Origin of the sequence: Roseibacillus persicicus (genome assembly GCF_014651675.1) — a bacterium.
GTDB lineage: Bacteria > Verrucomicrobiota > Verrucomicrobiia > Verrucomicrobiales > Akkermansiaceae > Roseibacillus > Roseibacillus persicicus.
The window spans coordinates 202,678-220,688 of record NZ_BMXI01000001.1; the positions used below are offsets into that span (position 1 = coordinate 202,678).

Here is an 18,011-nt window from a genome sequence, read left to right on the forward strand (position 1 = left end):
AATTTACTTGGATTCGGTTGGGTCAGGGAGGGAAAGGAGAAGTTGCTTCAGCCGCGCCAAAACGGCACTCATCTCCTCGGAAGTGTGAGAAATATTAGAGTTCTGATCTTCCAGAAGCTCTTTCAAGTCAGAACCAGCCTTCACCTTACCGGGGTTCGACACCGAGAACTTCGGCTGATCATCGTGCTGTGGTTTCAGAACAAAAGGCTTCAGGAACAGTCGCTTCTCGTCTCCATTTTTGAGGGTCACAATCTTCTCTATCGCGGGAGCTTCCGTGAGCTCCACAACCTCCCAGCCCTCCGGCACCTCTCCTACAACCCGAAACTCGGGAGACGGTTCTTCTTCCTTCGCCTTTTCAGAAGCCGCTAGTGAAGCGGCCGCAAGCAGGAGGGTTATCGAGATCGTTTTCAAAGTCGAAAAGGTTAAAATAGTTTACTTGGAAAGACTCAGACTCGCTTCGTCCAGCAAGACCTCCTTCGGAACTGAACCAGACACGAGACGGTTCCAGTCTTCCAAGAGCTGAACACCATTCGCTTGCACAGCACGAACTTGCTCAAGATGGAGTTCAATCTCTTCCGCGAGACGTTGGGCTTCCACGATGGAACTTTCGTTCCAGGAAAGCATATTTTCAGGATAAAGCACGGGCAGCGAAACTGTGAATTCTTCCAGCTCACCATTTAGGGATTCCACTTGAACAATTTGTTCAACCCCGAGAGTCGTCGACTGCATGGCCGGCGGCGCTTCCCGGTCCGAGTTGGCCGCGAGCGGCTGTAATCCGGGAAGGTTTTCTCCGGGAATCATCATTTCATCTGGAAATGGTGATAACTCCTCCTCGGCCACCATCGGAGGGGCTTCGGTAGAAGGTTCTGCGGCGCCAACAGCTGGGACAACAGCTCCCATCGCCGGGGTCACGGACTCAACCACCACCGGCTTCGTGAGATAGAGAAAAAAGAAAACCCCAGTCAAGGCTGTGCTCAGAAACAAAAGCGGAGGATAGAAACGAGATAGAGATTTGGCTTCCAGCTTTTCCGTATTTGCATGGGGCACAGCTCGCCCTTCTACAGCGATCGGAAGAGGTTCGTTCCAACGGCGCACCGGAAAAGGCTCCACCTTGGATGATTCATTCGTATCGATTAACTCGGTACTCTGGTCCAGACGACGAATTCGGTATCCTTCAGCGCTCATATCGGGTTGCGTAAATGATTTCAACATCACTTGATGATGTTGGAAATTTGGTAATGGTTAATAGCTTGGCGTTGATCACCAGATGTCTTACGACTTCTCCCTGATCTGAAAAAGCCTGCACCCCGGGGCTTAGGTTTTCCCCATCGACATCGAAGACCCCACCACTGCGGTAGATCTGAAAGGCCAGAAAATCCTCATCCTGTCCCTCGGGACTTAATCGGATATCGATTCCATCGGTAAAGACTCGAAGAATAAGCTCGCCCTTATTCACCTCCGTAGTTTCACCCAGTCTGGTGACCACGGATTTGGTGACCTGAAACGAACCAATCTCACGAAACACACTTTCCTCTTGTCCAGCAAGAGGCGTCAAAGAAGGAAGAAGCTCTTCCTCTCCCAAACAAGTCAATGCTCCCAAACAGAAAGCAAATATGAGATTAGCTTTCATCATTTACCAACATCCCATAATGAATCTTGTGACGAACCGGACGGGTCATAGACATCACCACCACTAGTTCGACATACCGGAGGAGAAACGCTCACATCAATTGTGAGAGTCTTCCCTTCCAAATCCTCAACTGTCGGCAATGCGGTTGGGCTACCGGGCAAATAGCCTGCCACTTCTGCCACGGTCAGAGTGCCGACCGCACGTTGAGGGTTGTTTGCTAGAAAATCTATCTGCGCAACCTCAACTTCCCGTAGCAGACTGGAAGCTTCCTTGGCCTTCTGCCAGTCACCTATCGAACCAGCGGATGCGAAAAATGCCCCAGTTAAACTTAGGAGAATCAAGATGACCACAGTCATCTCGATCAAAGTCAAACCCCGACTCTTATCTCGACTTCGTGACTCTCGACGCAATTTCATGCCAAGAGACTATCAAAGAAGCCGAAATATTAAACAAATTTTTTAAAAAATCAAATGAGCGATTTTAAGGTTCTCCCGTCTCCATGAAGAGCGCCACTGCTCCCCTAAGATTTTCCACAAAAACCTCATCGTTGCTCATCGTCTTTACCAACTTGAGAGCCCCAAACGTGAGTCCCATGAATGAGAACATCCAGAACACATTCAGCAGGACACTCCCCCCTTTCGGCGCGATGAGTGGCTTCAGAGGGGTCTTTTTCTCAACGACTTGAGTCGCAAACATGAGTCCCTCTTCATTCATCTTTTTGACAATCTGATCCGACGAGCGATTCGAGCGGGCAATCAGGCGATAGCGATATTTGCTCGTTGGGCTATTAGGGAGCTCCCTCACCTTCACCCCGGACGGCACCTTCTCCGGCAAACGAAGGCAATAGAAATGAGTTTCGAGAAGAAAAGTTTCACGAAGCCAATGATCGACTGGAGTGAGCATAGTATTAGGGTGGTTAGAATCCGGAGTTCATCATCTTCGGCCCCATCATGAAGATAGGCATGAAGGTTCCGATGAAGACAGAGGCGATCAACATGACCGCAATAACGAGAACCAGAAGGTTGAGCATGTTGGTGAAGTCGCTCATATGATTCTGAGCTTCTTCTTCCAGCATCTCGGAGAGGAGCTTCAACTGCACGTCCAGGGACGCGGTGCGCTCGCCAATCGCCAACATGTGGACCACCTGGTCGTCAGCGGAGGTGTACTTTCCAAATGCAGTCGTGATGGGAACACCAGTGTGTTCGTACTTGTCTGCAGCTGTGAGCAACTCTTTGTAAAAGGGAGTTCGCTTTACACTATTCGCGGAAACCCGGATGGACTTAGCCAAGTTAATTCCGTTCGAGTAGAGCAACTCCATCGTGCCAAGGAACGTCGACTGTCTCAAGGTCATTACCAACAGACGAAAGGTTCGCCACTTGGACATCAGGATCACCATCGCGAAATTTCGGACTTTATCAACGAAGGCAACTGTACAAATTGCCGCGATAAAGAGCGGCAAAGCAAACATCCAAACATCCTGCGTAAAATGGCTCACCTTGAAGGCAATCGCGGTGAAGCCATCGGGCTCTTGGCCGACATCTGTCAACATCTCCTCCACCTGAGGCACGATCTTCACCTGCGCCATAATGAATGCTCCGATGAGAATCGAAATCACGATCGACGGCATGATGGTCGCTTTGCGAATGGCTGCCTCAAAAACCAGGTCGGACTTAATCCGCTTGGCCAATGCGGTGAACGCCCGGTCCAATTGTCCGGAATCCGAACCGGCCTGAATCAGGCCTAAGGTCATGTCGTTGAAGCGCCCCGTTTTACGGAACGCCTCTTGAATTGTCACCCCTGCGGTAATCTCCCGATTGACCTTCATCAGGTCGGAGGAAAGAACCTTGTCAGGAAGACCCTGGGCGTAGAAGCGAACGGCATCAGCGGTGTTGATCTGAGCTTTCAGCATCGAACCTATGCCGCGAAACATCTGGAGCTGCTCCTTCTTTTTAAGCAGTTTGGGACCTTTTGACCCAAACGAGAATAGAGGTTTCGCAGCCGGCTTGGCTTTACGAACAGAAGTAGTTTGGCTTGCTGTTGTGGTGCTATTCATCGGTATAAGTCATGTCAATAACCTTACTTAAGGCAGCAAGATCGGTTTTACCTTCCGCCAGACTCTTCAGTCCACTCTTGCGCAAGTTAGGCAATTTGCCCTCTTCTTGAACCCTCAATTCCAATTCATATGGAGTCAGGGTTCCCTTGGAAAGTTCATCAGAAATTTTTGGGGTAATTGGAATAATCTCCAGGATTGCAGAGCGTCCGGAATATCCGCTCTGTCTGCACTCCGAGCACCCCCCCTTCAACGCCTTATAGACGGTTCGATCCGCCCACTCTTCGCCGAGATTGAAGATGCGTCGCTCTCTCTCGCCAATCCCATCCATCTTTTGTTTGCAATGAGGACAAAGAACTTTGAGAAGACGTTGCGCACAAGCGGCTTTCAGCGTCTGAGCAATCTTCCATCGCTCGATTCCCAACTGCTCGAAACGTTCGATAATCTGCGATGCCCGAGGGGTGTGAATGGTGGTGAGAACCTTGTGCCCGGTTACCGCCGCTTCCACGGCAAGCTCCGCCGACTCCAAGTCACGAACCTCACCCATTAGAATAATATCGGGGTCACTCCGCATGAATGAAGTAATCATCGGCTTGAACTCGTCGGCATTCTTCAAGTCGCAATGCGTCACCCCGGCAATCTCATCCTCCACAGGGTTTTCCAGGGTCAAGATGTTCACTTCCGGACGGTTCAGCTCCCGCAACATAGCGTTTAGCGTAGTCGACTTACCAGAACCGGTGGGACCACTCATTACGATAATCCCCGCTGGGACCTTCATCACCCGGTCCAACTCGAACAAAGTTTCATCGTCAAAGGCAAGAGAGCCTTTCCCCAAGGTGACATTGATATGACTCTTGTCCAAGAGTCGCATCGTCACGTGATAACCACGGTAGGTGCGGTGCCGCTCGTAACGAATATCAATTGGGCGATGGAAATAGGAAATAGTGAAACGGCCCGAAATCCCCGGCTGAGTATTACGCGTCTCCGTTGGCAGCTTCATCAAGCTTAGAAAGAAGGCATCAATACGATCCTTCAGCTTCATGGGAACCTCTATCTTATCTCCCAAGTCTCCATCGACCCGGAAGCAATAGTAGAAGACCTCTTTCTCTACCTTAAAGTGAATATCCGATGCGCGAAGCTTGGTTGCGGTCGAGAGAATTGTCGCTGCCAAGTTGGCGATCGGCTCATCATACTCGGTGGTGACATTGAAGTCCTGGATCTTATCGTCGTCGTCCTCGACCTCAATTCCCTCCAACTCCGATTGGTTGGGACCAGCCGCACCAGAAAGACGCTCAATCGCTCCGCTAATTTCCGACGAGGTGGTAACGACCTTTTCAATCCGATAGTCTGGAAAGCGAAGAGAAAGATACTCATCCGGCAACTGTGACCAAGGATTGGCAATCGCCACCAAGAGAGCGCCATCGGTAACACAAATCGGGGTAAAGCCCTCCCGCGTCAAGATGGCAGGATCGCACTTCTCCAACAGAGCGGGATCGCAGAACTCGGCTAGCTTTGGTAAGAATGCCAATCCGTTGATCTCCGCGACAGCGGCCATAAAGACGGGACGTGTCACTCGGTTGGCAATCTGGTCGTGAGTCAGGGTGCCATGGGTAGCGTCATGGGTGCCCAAGCAGGTAATAATCTGCTTGCTGACGACGTCGTTAAACTTGATTCCATCAAATTCAATCATTACGCGAACTGCCTCCCACAGATTGTTTCCCAACTACCCAGCTCGAGTAGAAAGAGTGAAAGATAAGGACGAACTCCCGAACGATTTTGGATCAAGTCCGCCACATGCTCACCGAGCTTCGTGGCTGCGACCGGATTAATTGTCCCGAAGCCAATCACGTCGGCATCCTCGGCGAAGATGAGCGGACACTTCACGGAAGCAGCAGCCTCCTTGATCTCAGGATGAGAATCGAAGAGTGAAACAGAACCCAGCAGTTTGCCCGCAAAAGGGATCAGCGAATAGCGCTTCTTGATTGCCGGCCCGATTTGCCGCCCCCACTGGGCGACCGCAGTCGCTTGCTCCAACTCATCAATACCTCTGAGCTGCGCCATCACCGGGAGAATGTCGCCAACTCCGATAGATTGCGCTACCAGATAGTTCCGAAACCCCTCCCCTTCCGCATCCCGGATGATACCGGTTTTGATAAGGGCTTGGATGGTTTCTTCCCGGACCTGCTCGACGAGATCACCAGTCGAAGATCCGGATTGGGGGACCGATTCTTCAACTGGGGTCTTTTCCATTAACTGCATGGGGATGTTTAAGGATGGGGGCAGAGGCTTTGAATTCTATCGACGGAAGCTTTCCGACTCACGGGAAAGGTCACGGCGAATTGCACGCATGGTGCGACAATAGTCAGCTTCGTGGGCCGGTCCCGGCTCGAGGGGATTGATTGACTGATGTCCAGCAGGGAGAGACAAGGAGCGGCTCAGTCGTTGGGTGGTCGCGTAATTGCGAGCTTCATCTTCAGGCGAGTATGAAGTTGGAGTCACCACGAAAATGAGGCTCGAACTCTCACGGGAAGTGTTCTTGCTCTTGAACAAGAAGTTCAGAAGAGGAACATCGCCAAACAGTGGAACCTTTGTTCCATCTTTCGAAGTAGCTTCCGAATAGAACCCACCGATCAAGAGTGAATGCCCATTGGGAATTCGTGCGATTGTATCGATAGTTGATTCTGCAACGCGAGGGTAGCGATTGCCAGTAACACCCTCCACCTGTTCGACAACTTGCGCCGAGCGTGGACGCATCTTGAGGCGGATGGTTCCGTCAGGCAGCAAAGAAGGTGTCACCGCAACGGTAATACCAATTTCACGAGTAGAGGCAGGGTCCCCTACCGGGTCACTCTCATCCACGGTGTAGCGAACTTCTTCAGTAATGGTAGTTCCACCCGTTCCTTGGGAAGTCTCACTGGTAATAATCGGAACACGGTCAATAATCGAGATAACAGCTTGCTCATTATCCTCAGTAATAACCACTGGATTGGACTTCTGATTCACCAGATTTCCTTCATTCAGTGCACGAATCACCCCGTTCAACTCGAACGGAGAAAGAACAAAATTGCTATCACCGGTGGAGGACGTCCCTGTAGTGCCAGTCGCACTGCTGGAGGTGACACCAAACAGTGAACTCAAGTCAGCGATTGCTCCCAAGCCAAGACCATTTGAGCCAAGGGTAGAACTCCAGTTTGTACCCAAGCGAGAAACCGCAGAGCTATTTACCGAGAGAATCTTAACCTCCACAACGATCTGCCCCTGAGGCTTATCGACCTGCCTGAAGAAATTCTCAACCCGCTCGATTCGCTGGGGAGTATCAATAACCACAACCGTGCGGGTCTTTGGCTCGAAGTTTACCAGACCTGTTCCAGGAGAAAGGTAAGGTGTGACCAAGTTCTTAATCACTTCAATATCGCTCGGGCGAAGGTAGCGCAACTGATAGTGCCACTCCTTGCTGGGAAGATCAGTCATTTGATCTTTGGTCAGGGCATAGACGGTATTCCCCTTCTCATACATCTCGAGACCATATTGAAAAGCAAGCTCTTCCATTTTACTCAATGGGTCACCAGGAATGAGGCGGCCAGTCACCTTGTATTCATCAGATCCGATACGCGGATTGTGGAAATACTGACGATTGGCTTCTTCAGCCAAAAGCTGAAAGACATCGTTCAGGCTCGCGTCCGTCAGTTGGTACGCACCGGAAGCTTTTTCAATTGCCGGAACAGCGACGGGGATCTGCTCTTCCATGGGCATGCCTTCAGGCACGGAATTGTTTTCAGCAGGAGGCATCTCCACTTCAACTGCTGCAGGCTCGGGGAGGTAATCATCGAAGGGAGGAAGTTCCTCGGTCGACGGTTGAGCGGGAGGAAGCTCCTCCGGCGACTGTGCGAAAAGCGGCAAGGCCGTCGCGAGTGGGAGAACGACAGCAAGTGTCTTCAAGTTTTGTGGCAGCAGTTTCATAGTTTTGGCAAGGGTTAGAGAAAAAGTGAACGGGTTGGGGGTGATTCTTAGTCACTGGCAAGGTCCAAATCGACCTTGATAGTCTGAGATTGATTGAGGTCGATTCGTTGAATTTCCTTGGGACCATTCGAGCGGGTTCCACCCCGTTGAATTCCTTTTGGAAGCTTGGTCATGGAGCGAAGGCCCAGCTTCTTGGTCTTCATATCGCGGAAGTAGGCCCCGTTGGAGCGAACCCCTTCCAAGCGGAGTAGGACGGTCTCCCCTCCCACCGCAAGCTCGAGATTTTCACCGGCTTTGATTGGGGGGCTTCCGTTAATGATGATGCGATTTCCCACTGGGTCCATCATTGTCAAAGGCAAGGCATCAAGCACGCGCTGCAGGGGCAGAGTCGGCTTCTTGACGACTTCAGTCCGTTTCGTAGTCGCTACCGCGATCGCCTTTGCCTTCTTGGGGTCCTGAGGCAAACCAAAGATGTCCGTGCTCTTTCCTTGAATGGCGAGCTTGGACTTCTGCTGCGAAATGTATTCTTGAATCGCTCCGATTTGATCCCGGGCATCAACGAGAACCTTCCCTTTGGAAGCATTTGCCCCTTGGGCTAACGCTGGGCTCGAGATCGCGAAGGTTGCGAGAATTGAGAAAACTTTAGTTAGTTGATCCATGCTGAATAGGAGAGTTCTGCTTCAAGAAGTTGACCTTCCTTCTGCGGTTTGAGGTCGAGGGAATTGAGACTGAGGTTTGGCATTTGCGACTCCAGAGAAAGAATGCTCTCTTGCAACGCCTGGTAGGTTCCGCTGAGTGAAATGTTGTAAGTCACGCTAGGCTGCTGGCTAGCGGCTCCGATTCCAGTCTCGCGATTGACGAACTTGAAGTCATTCTGGCGGAACTTCTCCCCCGCGCTGTAGCTGGAAGAGATTTCCTTCAAAAGACCGGTCACCGATCCGACGTCGGAGTTTTTGAGGAGCGAATCCCAGTGGCCTTCGCGCTCTTTATAAACTGACAGCTGGGCCTTAATTCCCTTGGCCGTTCGTTCCGATCTCTCATTGTTGGTATAGACCCCTTTCCGCTTGGTATACTCCTCGCTGATTCGGGCCTTCTGAGAGGCCAACACCCCGAAGATGATCAATAGAATCAAACAAGGCGCTACCGCCCCAAAGAGAATGATGCCAGTCTTGTAACGTGGATTCATAAATTTAAAGTTTTGTGATTGGAACTGCGAGGTTGTCGGCGGCCTCAATTCGCTGGGTGATTTGAAGCGAGAATTTGTAAGGAAATGACTGTTCGGTCGAGGGCTCGGCGGCTCGGCTGAAGTTGGGATTCTCCGACAGGTCCAAATTCACCATCAGGTTCCGTGTCTTCTGGCTCAAATCGAAGGCGCTGTTTCCAGTCGTCTCTTTAACCACATTGAAAACGTCTCCCATTCCTTCCTGGGTATTTAAGCGCACCAGGCTGTTAGTGGCCTCCTCCATGGCGAATCCACTAATCGTCCACTTTTTGACGAGACCTGCGGCGACTACCTTTTTGCTAGTTACGGATTCCGCACTTGCCACGTGTTCGGCATCGGAGAATTGCACCGTGCCGTCCAAGGGAAAGAGTCGGGCAAACAGCTCGAGAGTCACCCAACCTTTGGAACGGTCGGCAAGAAAACGTTCGGTGGCTTTGACCTTTTTCAGGTCGCGAGACAATACCGCCGCCTGCGAGGTGGTCTTCTTTCCCTGCTTCCAGTCGGGAGAAGACATTTTCATGAATGAAGTCGCTACGGTGAAGGCGCCAAAGAGGACGCATGCAGCGATACCCAAACGTGTGACCAGACGCCCGATTCTCAACAGCTTCATATCAGCTGCACCGGGCATGCGGTCCAACTCTTCAGCCGAGGCTGAGAGAAAATCCTGCAGGTGGTAACCTTCCGCGATAGTCGTCCCGAAAGTCTCGGTCTCGGCAAAGGCGAGCTCTGGATTGTCGTCTTCGATTTGGAAAGTGCTCAATTCGATGGGCAACGCCATCTCTTCCGACGAGGGTGGAAGAAAGACCTGGTAATTCAGATTGAAAAGCAGAGCGGAAAGCTCCTCATCCAAGGGCTGGCCGGGAGTCAAACGACAATCAAAGACTTTCAAGCCCAAGTCCGCCAATTCCACAGAAGCAGCGGTAGTAGCAAGCGTGGACTCGAGACTGTGAGGAAGCTGTTTGGCGGTATGCTTGATCGAGCGAAGAAGAATCAACTCCCCTTGCGCTGAGTAGAAACCGAAGAAAGAGAAATCCTCAAAGCGCAGCATGATACAAAACGCCTTCTCTTGGGGACCAAGAGTCCGGGGCAGACGAGAGAGGAGAAGGAGCGGAGAGCTGATCCCAGCAGTCCGAATTGGGAAGTTGGAACGGTTCCCAATCTCGCGGAACTCACGCAACAGCTCTTCTCCCCGGCGACTAGTTGCCACCGCAGAACCGGAGGTCGTGACCTGGGGAGATGCGGGAGTTGGATAAACTCGGAAAGACATCGTTTCCGAAGAAAGAGTCCGGTCCTGAAGGACCAGAGCGGGATCGTGAAGAATCAGCTCACGAAGAGAAGTTTGATGAAGCTCTTCCCATTCTTGTTGCGGGAAATCGAAAACCGAGGCCTCTTGATTCAAATGAAGAACGACACCCAGTGAGCGGCAACTTCCGGGGAAGACTTCGCTACGCAGATACTGGATATATTCTTCTAAAGCCTCGGCATCGGCGGAGAGCGGAATGGATTTGACGCTGACCCATTTGGCAGCGGTCTCATTCCAGAAGTAAGCGAGATAGTTTTCGCCTGATTCGAAAAGGTGTAGGCGACTGGAAAGAAGATGAGCATCACGATACCAGTCGGGATTCTTTCCGCGAGAGGTGTTTTTGAGAAGGCTGCGGGCATAGCCGTAATCCTTCAGGAGATTGGGAGTGGTGTCTTCGGTTTCCATGGAAATAAGCGGGCAAGGGAGAAAAACGAGGGGAAAGTCCCCTGAGGAGGGGAAAAGCCCCCCCGAATTCCGGAGAATTCGAAGAGGCTGAAATAGGACGGTCTAAGCCGGCTTACTGGACTCCGCTAGGAGCGTAGAAAGCAGCGTCAGCGTTAGAGGTCATGTAGAGTGAACCCAACTCAGGAACGGAGTCGAAGTCAGTTCCAGCGGCGATGAAGGAATTTCCAGCAGCAGGGTGAGTAGGAGGAGTGCTGATAGTAGCAGTCTCGACATACTTACCAGGTCCGAAGATCTCGTCAGAGAGGTCGTCGGCAGCAGGCCATGCAATTTCACCAGCTCCAGTGGCAGGAGTCTCAACACCCATGATGTTGGAGTGTGAGCGAACACCCTGCTGGGCGTTGCGGATCAAGAGAGCCGCGTTGGCACGGTCAGAACCACGCATCCACGCACGAGCGCCGATGAAGAGGACGCTGATGAGGGAAAGAAGAACGAGGATTACAACAGTAAGCTCGATCAGGGTCATTCCTTTGTTAGACTTGTTAGTCTTGGTGTTAGTCAGTTTCATTATGTTTTTCGGTTTGTTTTGTTTTGTTTTTTTTGCGTTCGGTAAAACGCGGTTTTCAAGTCCGCACTTAGATTCCGTCGGAACGGTTCATGCGTGCATTCTCAAAAGCTTCTTCTGTAATCAACCCCTTGCGCAGAAGCTGCGTCAGGTTGGCATCCCACTCGACGTTTCCGGCAGCGCGGATGACGTCTTCGAGGGACTGCTTTCCTTTGGAGTAATTCATGATCGAACTGGCAGTCCGGTCATCGTTGTTTTGCAGAAATTCGTAGGTCAGGACCCGGCGCTCGACTCCTTTGAGGAGGCCTTGGGACATGATGCAGACCAGCATCTCACCGAGACGGTTGAGAACGGCCTGTTGGCGTTCGGAAGGATACATTTCCAGAATCCGTCCCATGGTTTTCACCGCTCCAGTGGTGTGAAGAGTTGAGAGAACGAGGTGACCGGTTTGAGCTGCCTCGAGGCAAGTGTCCATGGCTTCCCGGTCGCGAATCTCCCCTACCAGGATAACGTGGGGCGCCTTCCGGAGTACGTCTTTCAAACCTTGGCGATAAGACTCCAGATCGCGTCCGACTTCCTGTTGGGTAACGACGCTTTTTGATGGGACCTTCGCTCCACTCCCGTCGGGAGCATCCTGATCATGAGGGTAAACATACTCCACCGGATCCTCCACGGTCACGATGTGCTTGGCCGTATTCTGGCGCAACCAGTCGATAATAGAAGCGAGGGTGGTAGACTTTCCTGAACCAGTAGGTCCGGTGACCAGGCAAAGGCCCGCACGCCGCTTCACAGCCTGGCGCAAGCAATGCATGGTGTCAGGATCGATTCCGAGGACATCGAGAGGCGGGATGGAATCATTCAGAATCCGGCAAGTCAGTCCCAGTCCCGAGGAAGACAGGTGGGCCTGAATCCGCAAGCGGCCAGAGACCTCGCCGTTTGGCAAAGGAATTCCATTGCAAGAAAAGTCGTCCACCCGGTCGGTGCGCATCTTCTCGAAAGCTTGGCGAACCTTGGCATCTCCCCGCTCGTTGTTGGAAGCAGCGCTCCCAAAACCGTGACTGGCACTTTCGCGATTGAGAATGAGAGCTTCGTAGACCGACTTCACGGCCTCCTGCGAAAGAACTCCCAGCGAATCAACGCACTCCATGCCGTTGTTCGTTTCGACAAAGACATGACGATTGGAGCGAACCTGAATATCGGAAACATTGCGACGCTCGCATTCTTCGAAAATATAGCCCAGAAGCTGAGTCCCAGTCAGGCTGGAAGCGTCCAAAGTAGGAGCAGCAATCACTTCGCTGGCGGGAGGAATAGGAGGTGGTGCGAGTGCGGTCATGAGTTATGGCCCTCCTCGTTACGGATTGAGGATTGAGTGAGTTGCTCGGCAACATTGCGAGTCTCATTATTCAAGTGATCGAGGTAAGCCTTGCGCTCAGAGAACTCGAGCTTCTTGATGTCGGAAAACTTGTCCCAGCGTCCGTCAGCTTTCATCACCTCCACCACTTCGTCGTAACCAGAGATAATCTCAGGTAACATCTGGCTGTAAGTTCTGATGTCCGCGAGAGCTTCCGCAGGGTCTTGGTCCTTGGAAGTCCGGGCGGCAAAGACCAAATCATAGGCGGCCTGACCAGCTGTGAGGAGGCTCACGGGACTTTCTTTATCTGCGAGACTGGTTTCCAGGGTCTTCAGGGACAATTCACGAACCTTCAGCTCGGAATCAATCACTTCATCATTGAAGCCTTCCCAAAGGAACATCTGATAGATGGCATAGTTCGCGAAGTTGCGTGGATCCATCTTCCAGGCGAGAGAGAGCTTCTTCTCGATACGCGCCATTGCATATTCGGAATATTGGTCACTCAGGTCGACAGGAACTCCAACCTCAGTCTTGGCTTCACGAAGCTCCGTAACCCAATTGAAAAGCTGTTCATCAGGGCGATTGGCGGCCTGAAGCTCAGCCTTCTTTTCGATCTTGCCCACTCCCCTATCCCAGAACCGAGTGATGGGACCCTGCAAGGCCATGCCGACCGTGCGGCCGAACGGGCTCTTTGCAAGCGCTCCCGGATTCGGCTGATATTCGAAGTGTCCACCCTGCTCCAAGCGAGCAGAAGAAGCGGCCACCAGGACTGCCCCGAGAACAAAAACGGGAGCAGCAAATCCAAAGGTATTTGATTTGATATTCATGCTTTTGCAGTGGTCCGATGAGCGAGAAACGAGCTCGCTGAGGTGATGAGGGATAGCCCTCCTAGATAGACGAGGATGTTGAGGAAAAGGGTGAACTTGAGTGCTCCCATCTGAAACACCAGTTGTTCAGTCAGGTCCGCCAAGTGATATTGAGGCGAAATGGCATAGACGAGGCGGATGAGACCGTTGCTCTCGACCTTGGTCGCCACCTCCAGATAACCGACTCCGTAGAGACCGTAGAATGTAATACCCACCGTTACGAGATAACCAATCAGCGTACCAAAACGGCTGCCCAGAGCAGTGGCCAGCATCATCAGAGGCAAAGTCACGACCAAGAAGAGAACTCCGTATTGCAGATTGGTGAGAATCCAAGAACCCACATTCTCATCAGGGGCCGCGCCCAAGCAGCAGACAAGGATGGCGAGAAGAACGAGAGGAACGAGGATGACGGCATGCGCCAACCACACCTGACAGAGCTGTCGCACAGAACCCAAGCCCATGCTATGAAAGTAGGTTCCCAGGCCAGACTTTACATTCTGGTCCCCCTGCCTGGCAGCTTGGCCGAAAAGCCAGAACGTAGTCACCAACCAAAGAAGAACCCAAGCTGCCTGAGCCCGCGCTGGCTCGATGAGCCCCAAGGCAAATTCGCTTGGCACCAAAATGGGAAGAAGAAACGGAAGCAATCCGACGCAAAACAACGCCACGACCCAAGCCTTGCGCACGAGCAAGGTTCGTAAAGTGAGTTGAAAGAGTTTCATTGCTAAGTGGGTGGAGAAAAAATTAGTTCAAAAACTGACGAAGTTGGCCCCAGTTCATATCCTCGGACTGTTGGTGCTCGAGCACCCCATCACTGATGACCAGTGCGCTGGGCACGGGCATTTCGTCGAAATCCGGATGCGCGCTGACAACGCGGACCACATTGTTCGTATCATTGGCCCAACGATCGATGAAGGCCTGGCGGGTTGGAGCATCCAGCCCGGTGAAGGGTTCATCGAGAAAGATGACGTCCATTCCGTCGTTTTTGAACCCAAACTCTGCAACCAGCAGATTGACCTTGCGCTTGTTGCCAGTGGAAAGCTTCCCAAAGGGCTTCTGCAAATCGAGTTCGATCGTTTTGGCAAACTCGAGCGCCTCTTGTGCGGCGGCTTTCCCCAAAAGGGATTTGAGAACCGCGGGAGCCTTCAGTTCATGGTCGAAAACGAGATCCTCGGAAACGAACCGGCACGAACCGGAAACCGCATACTCACCGTCAAGAGGCTTGATCATCCCGCACAAAGTGCGAAAGAGAGTTGTCTTGCCGCGACCGTTACGACCAAGGAGATAGTGAGTGCCCTGCCCCAAGGAAATATCATCGCGAACCTCGGCGAGCCTTTTGTCATAACCGATAGAAAGACCACTCGAGAGGGAAATCTCGGAGGTTGTTTCTGCAGATTTTGACAGGGATTTCATAAGGAGTAGCGAATGTTCAATAAAACTTTACTAAATTTCGACTTGGCTGACAAGATTAGGATTCTTCAAATTTCCTAAACTTTCGACCTCCAGCGGTTGAAAGTTAAGAAATCCGGACAAATTAGTCAAGAGATCGTTCAATATTTATAAAATATTTTTGAACAGGCCACAAACCGTCCAACTATGACACGGTCAACATGACCCCAAAGTGTCAGTAACTTAAGCCTTAAGAAGCCCTCTCAAAACTTTTTACAAAATCCCGAACCGAGCTCAAAAAATCGACAAAGGCGCGTCAATTTCTCTCAATTTTGAGATTTTCGCCGGAAAAAACCTACTGCCTAGAGCCAAGTCCAGGTCACGGGAACTTCAATATCCGGATGGATGCTTTCCATTACGGGGCAACTGAGCGCGGCAGCCTCGAGCACCTTACGAGACGGGTGCGACCCCGCCAACGGCACACTGATTGTGACTGGAAGCCGAACAATGCGGCGGGGAATGTCGGAGGACATTTCCTTCTGCACCTGGATGCGCAGTCCTTCTAGAGAGAGTTCCTTTCGGTCGGCCGTGATGCCCATTATCGTTGCCATGCATGTGCCCAGCGCGGTCGCGATCAAATCGGTAGGCGAGAAACTCTCTCCCCTGCCCTGGTTGTCGACGGGGGCATCGGTTTCCACCTTGGCACCGGAAGGTCCGTGAGAGGCCTCGCAATGGAGGTCCCCTTTATAATCTATGCTGACTTCAACCATCGTTTTCGATTTCGAGCTCATCCAACTTCTCTTCGACTTGCTCCAACTTTGCAAGCACGACTCGGAAGCCATAGCCCTGTCCCGTGCCGCTGGCCGGAACGAGTCGTCGGGCTCCAGTGCGTAGGTGATTGACGGTGTAGTCCTCCCAAGAGCCGCCCCGGGTGGTCCCGAAGCTAGGATCATCGTTGTAACTATCACTGACCCACTCGCGCACGTTGCCACCCAAGTCATGGACCCCGAGCTTGTTGGGCTCGAATCGTCCCACGGGAGCGGTGTTCTGGAATCCATCATTGTATCCCATGATCACGCTGCCCGGCTCGTAGAGCGCTCTCTCGGAACCCGCTAAATTCGCGACCTTGTTCTGGGGAGGAAATTCGGTGCCCCATGGAAAGCCCGGGACCTCGTAGGATGCCCGCTGGCTCGGGTTGTCCCCTTCCTCGAACTCGACTCCAGCGATTTGCGACCATTCCAAGTCAGTGGGCAGGCGATACTGGTGCCACTCCCGGATGCCCTCGCGCTCACGTTCCAGCTTGGTCAGCCATTCACAAAACTCGATGGCATCCTGTCGAGTCACATTCACCACAGGATGGTTGCGATGTTGCACAAAGTCCGGTGGCTCCGGGCTATCGCGCTTGGTCGCGTTCACGAACTTCTGGTAATCCTGCACCCTCGTCTCCCAGCGGGAAACCAGCAAATCTTCGTCGAGCTCCACAAACTCCATCCCGAGACTGTTTTTCCAATCGGGGATTTGCCACGGCATACCCTTGGTCGCGGACAGAACCACTTTGGGAATAGAGATCAGCTCTCCTTCATCAACCGTCACTTTGGTCTCATAGTCTTCATAGCCATCCAACTCGGTCCGTAGATGCATTTCGCCCGGGAAGATCTCCAGCCCTTCCAGAGGAGTGGTGCCTTGATATTCGCCATTCAAGTAGACAAAAGCTCCGGGAGGCGAGGTATCGAACATGAGACGCCCTTTTCGGATCCCCTGCACCCGCACCCGGAAGGGTCGCAGTTCGCTTTGCAAGATCTCTTCGGGGACTCCTTCGAAATTCCCGTCCTCCTCGAACTCGACGTGGAAGCGATATTCATCCCGCGCAACGCCGTCGGCCTCGCTTTCCTGAGCCAGCCAAGAAACAAACTGACGCCCTTGTTCTTTGGTCACGAAAGCCACTCGACGCGAGACTCCATTCTCGCTGACCTCAACTCCCTTCCAGCCCTTTTTGCGACTTGCCGGCGAGCGGCCGAACTCCACGGGTCCCACCAAATAGCCGGTCAAATGAGAGCTGTCAGGCTCGGGAAAATACCGTTGGCCTAAGAAATCACGCCACTCCAGCCCCGGCTCCGGAGGGTAGCGGGTCATATTGACCAAAAAGATTTCGTCAGCCTGATCGAGGGTTTCCCTCAGAGGAGCAGCCTTGTGCCCCGGATACCGCAACCGATAGACCACTTCCATCCCAATGGGATATTCCTTGGGTCCATAAGGAGTCGTTCCCAAATAAATGCCATCCCCATCATAAATCTCAGCGCCCTCGGGGATACTGGTCACCGTGACGTATGAAGTCGTGGGAGCCGAGACCACCCGGCCCGGAGTGGCCGAGATTTTAAAGGCTGGCAAAGGAAGAGCCGCAAGAGCAGCAATACCAAGCGCCACCATGGTGGTTGTGAGGGTCAGCCCTACCGGAGATTTCTTTTTCCGAATTCTCCGCGCCTTGTGGATCATGGAAAGAACGCCCTCCAACTCGGCGGCGTCAGTATAACGACGTTTCTTCAAGCGCGGATCGCAGGTCTCGCAGATGACCTTATTCAGCGCCAGCCACCGCTTGATATCCGGCTTGGGGATGGGCTCATCGGGAAGCTCGGGAAAATCGAGGCGGTCTTTTCCCGTCGCCATTTCATAAAGCACTTTTCCCAACGCGTAGACATCGGCTCCCGCCGACCCCGGGCCCTCGGGAGGAACAAAGCCCTCGGTTCCGACAAAAGTGCGCTGGTCCCGGGCCGCCACCAGGCCGATATCAGCCAAGCAAGCCTGGCCCTTTACGAAAATCACATTCGACGGCTTCACATCCCGATGGGCCAGCCCCTGGGCGTGCAAATGAGCGAGCGCTCCGGAAATTCGCGCTCCGGCTTCCGCACAGAAGCTCACCGCGAGTGGCCGCTTGCCCGACCGCAGCATATCACTGCGCAGGGTGCGGGGTTCGTAGTCGGCGACCTGAATCTGGGAGCCACGCTCCACATCATCGCCGAGCTCCATCACATAGAAATAGAACTCCTCGTCACCGGTCTGGTCCCGGCCAACGTGCAGAATGTCAACCAGGCCGGGATGCTCTCGAGCGACCGGCTCATACTTGAGAATCCCTTCAAATTCCCGCTCGAAGGTCCGATCATCATCAAAGTCGTTGCGATAGACGACCTTGACTGCCCGCAAGGTGTCAGTGACCGAGCGCGCCATCCAGATTTCCCCATAGGATCCTCCACCAATCTGGCGAAGAACCTCCATATCCGG

General features: G+C 52.7%; 19 protein-coding genes. All 19 read right to left on the reverse strand.

The features are described 5' to 3' along the window. Window positions 1-3: 3 nt before the first annotated feature. The 19 genes from IE099_RS00740 to IE099_RS00830 all read right to left on the reverse strand — a co-directional run bounded on the left by IE099_RS00740 (window position 4) and on the right by IE099_RS00830 (window position 18,005). Window positions 4-411, reverse strand: a complete 408-nt coding sequence (locus IE099_RS00740; protein ID WP_189566385.1) for a hypothetical protein — start codon at window positions 409-411, stop codon at window positions 4-6. Between the two features lie 21 nt (window positions 412-432). Next, window positions 433-1,185, reverse strand: coding sequence for a hypothetical protein (locus IE099_RS00745; protein ID WP_189566387.1), 753 nt, complete (start codon window positions 1,183-1,185; stop codon window positions 433-435). Next, the gene (locus IE099_RS00750; RefSeq protein ID WP_189566389.1) at window positions 1,175-1,633 is read right to left on the reverse strand and encodes a hypothetical protein; all 459 of its coding nucleotides are present in this window, start codon (window positions 1,631-1,633) and stop codon (window positions 1,175-1,177) included. Before IE099_RS00750 ends, IE099_RS00745 begins: the two co-directional genes overlap by 11 nt. Further along, window positions 1,630-2,046 (reverse strand): type II secretion system protein, encoded by a 417-nt coding sequence (locus IE099_RS00755; RefSeq protein WP_189566391.1) that lies wholly within the window; start codon window positions 2,044-2,046, stop codon window positions 1,630-1,632. Before IE099_RS00755 ends, IE099_RS00750 begins: the two co-directional genes overlap by 4 nt. 64 nt (window positions 2,047-2,110) lie before the next feature. Then, on the reverse strand, window positions 2,111-2,533 hold the full coding sequence (locus IE099_RS00760) for a hypothetical protein (protein ID WP_189566399.1): 423 nt from the start codon (window positions 2,531-2,533) through the stop codon (window positions 2,111-2,113). Between the two features lie 13 nt (window positions 2,534-2,546). After that, entirely contained in the window at window positions 2,547-3,560 is a 1,014-nt protein-coding gene (locus tag IE099_RS00765; RefSeq protein ID WP_189566406.1) for a type II secretion system F family protein, read from the reverse strand. A gap of 115 nt (window positions 3,561-3,675) precedes the next feature. Next, window positions 3,676-5,370, reverse strand: coding sequence for a GspE/PulE family protein (locus IE099_RS00770; RefSeq protein ID WP_189566409.1), 1,695 nt, complete (start codon window positions 5,368-5,370; stop codon window positions 3,676-3,678). Further along, the gene (locus tag IE099_RS00775) at window positions 5,370-5,939 is read right to left on the reverse strand and encodes a hypothetical protein (RefSeq protein WP_189566410.1); all 570 of its coding nucleotides are present in this window, start codon (window positions 5,937-5,939) and stop codon (window positions 5,370-5,372) included. Before IE099_RS00775 ends, IE099_RS00770 begins: the two co-directional genes overlap by 1 nt. Window positions 5,940-5,975: 36 nt before the next feature. Next, window positions 5,976-7,640, reverse strand: coding sequence for a type II secretion system protein GspD (locus IE099_RS00780; RefSeq protein ID WP_189566411.1), 1,665 nt, complete (start codon window positions 7,638-7,640; stop codon window positions 5,976-5,978). A 47-nt stretch (window positions 7,641-7,687) separates the two neighbouring features. Continuing rightward, complete coding sequence (locus tag IE099_RS00785; RefSeq protein ID WP_189566412.1) at window positions 7,688-8,299, reverse strand: hypothetical protein; 612 nt, start codon at window positions 8,297-8,299, stop codon at window positions 7,688-7,690. After that, window positions 8,287-8,826 carry a hypothetical protein gene (locus IE099_RS00790; protein ID WP_189566413.1) on the reverse strand — a complete coding sequence of 180 codons (540 nt, stop codon included), beginning with the start codon at window positions 8,824-8,826 and terminating at the stop codon, window positions 8,287-8,289. Before IE099_RS00790 ends, IE099_RS00785 begins: the two co-directional genes overlap by 13 nt. Window positions 8,827-8,830: 4 nt before the next feature. Beyond that, complete coding sequence (locus tag IE099_RS00795; RefSeq protein WP_189566414.1) at window positions 8,831-10,570, reverse strand: hypothetical protein; 1,740 nt, start codon at window positions 10,568-10,570, stop codon at window positions 8,831-8,833. A 112-nt stretch (window positions 10,571-10,682) separates the two neighbouring features. Beyond that, complete coding sequence (locus tag IE099_RS00800) at window positions 10,683-11,135, reverse strand: prepilin-type N-terminal cleavage/methylation domain-containing protein (RefSeq protein WP_189566415.1); 453 nt, start codon at window positions 11,133-11,135, stop codon at window positions 10,683-10,685. Window positions 11,136-11,202: 67 nt separating this feature from the next. Continuing rightward, window positions 11,203-12,465, reverse strand: coding sequence for a type IV pilus twitching motility protein PilT (locus tag IE099_RS00805; protein WP_189566417.1), 1,263 nt, complete (start codon window positions 12,463-12,465; stop codon window positions 11,203-11,205). Further along, window positions 12,462-13,310, reverse strand: a complete 849-nt coding sequence (locus IE099_RS00810; protein ID WP_189566419.1) for a hypothetical protein — start codon at window positions 13,308-13,310, stop codon at window positions 12,462-12,464. Before IE099_RS00810 ends, IE099_RS00805 begins: the two co-directional genes overlap by 4 nt. After that, on the reverse strand, window positions 13,307-14,068 hold the full coding sequence (locus tag IE099_RS00815) for a hypothetical protein (RefSeq protein ID WP_189566422.1): 762 nt from the start codon (window positions 14,066-14,068) through the stop codon (window positions 13,307-13,309). The genes IE099_RS00810 and IE099_RS00815 overlap by 4 nt, the downstream gene beginning before the upstream one ends. 22 nt (window positions 14,069-14,090) lie before the next feature. Further along, a complete protein-coding gene (locus tag IE099_RS00820; protein ID WP_189566424.1) occupies window positions 14,091-14,759 on the reverse strand; it encodes an ATP-binding cassette domain-containing protein in 669 nt (222 codons plus the stop codon). Window positions 14,760-15,097: 338 nt separating this feature from the next. Beyond that, complete coding sequence (locus IE099_RS00825; RefSeq protein ID WP_189566970.1) at window positions 15,098-15,505, reverse strand: OsmC family protein; 408 nt, start codon at window positions 15,503-15,505, stop codon at window positions 15,098-15,100. Beyond that, a complete protein-coding gene (locus IE099_RS00830) occupies window positions 15,498-18,005 on the reverse strand; it encodes an SUMF1/EgtB/PvdO family nonheme iron enzyme (protein WP_189566432.1) in 2,508 nt (835 codons plus the stop codon). The genes IE099_RS00825 and IE099_RS00830 overlap by 8 nt, the downstream gene beginning before the upstream one ends. Window positions 18,006-18,011 lie beyond the last annotated feature (6 nt).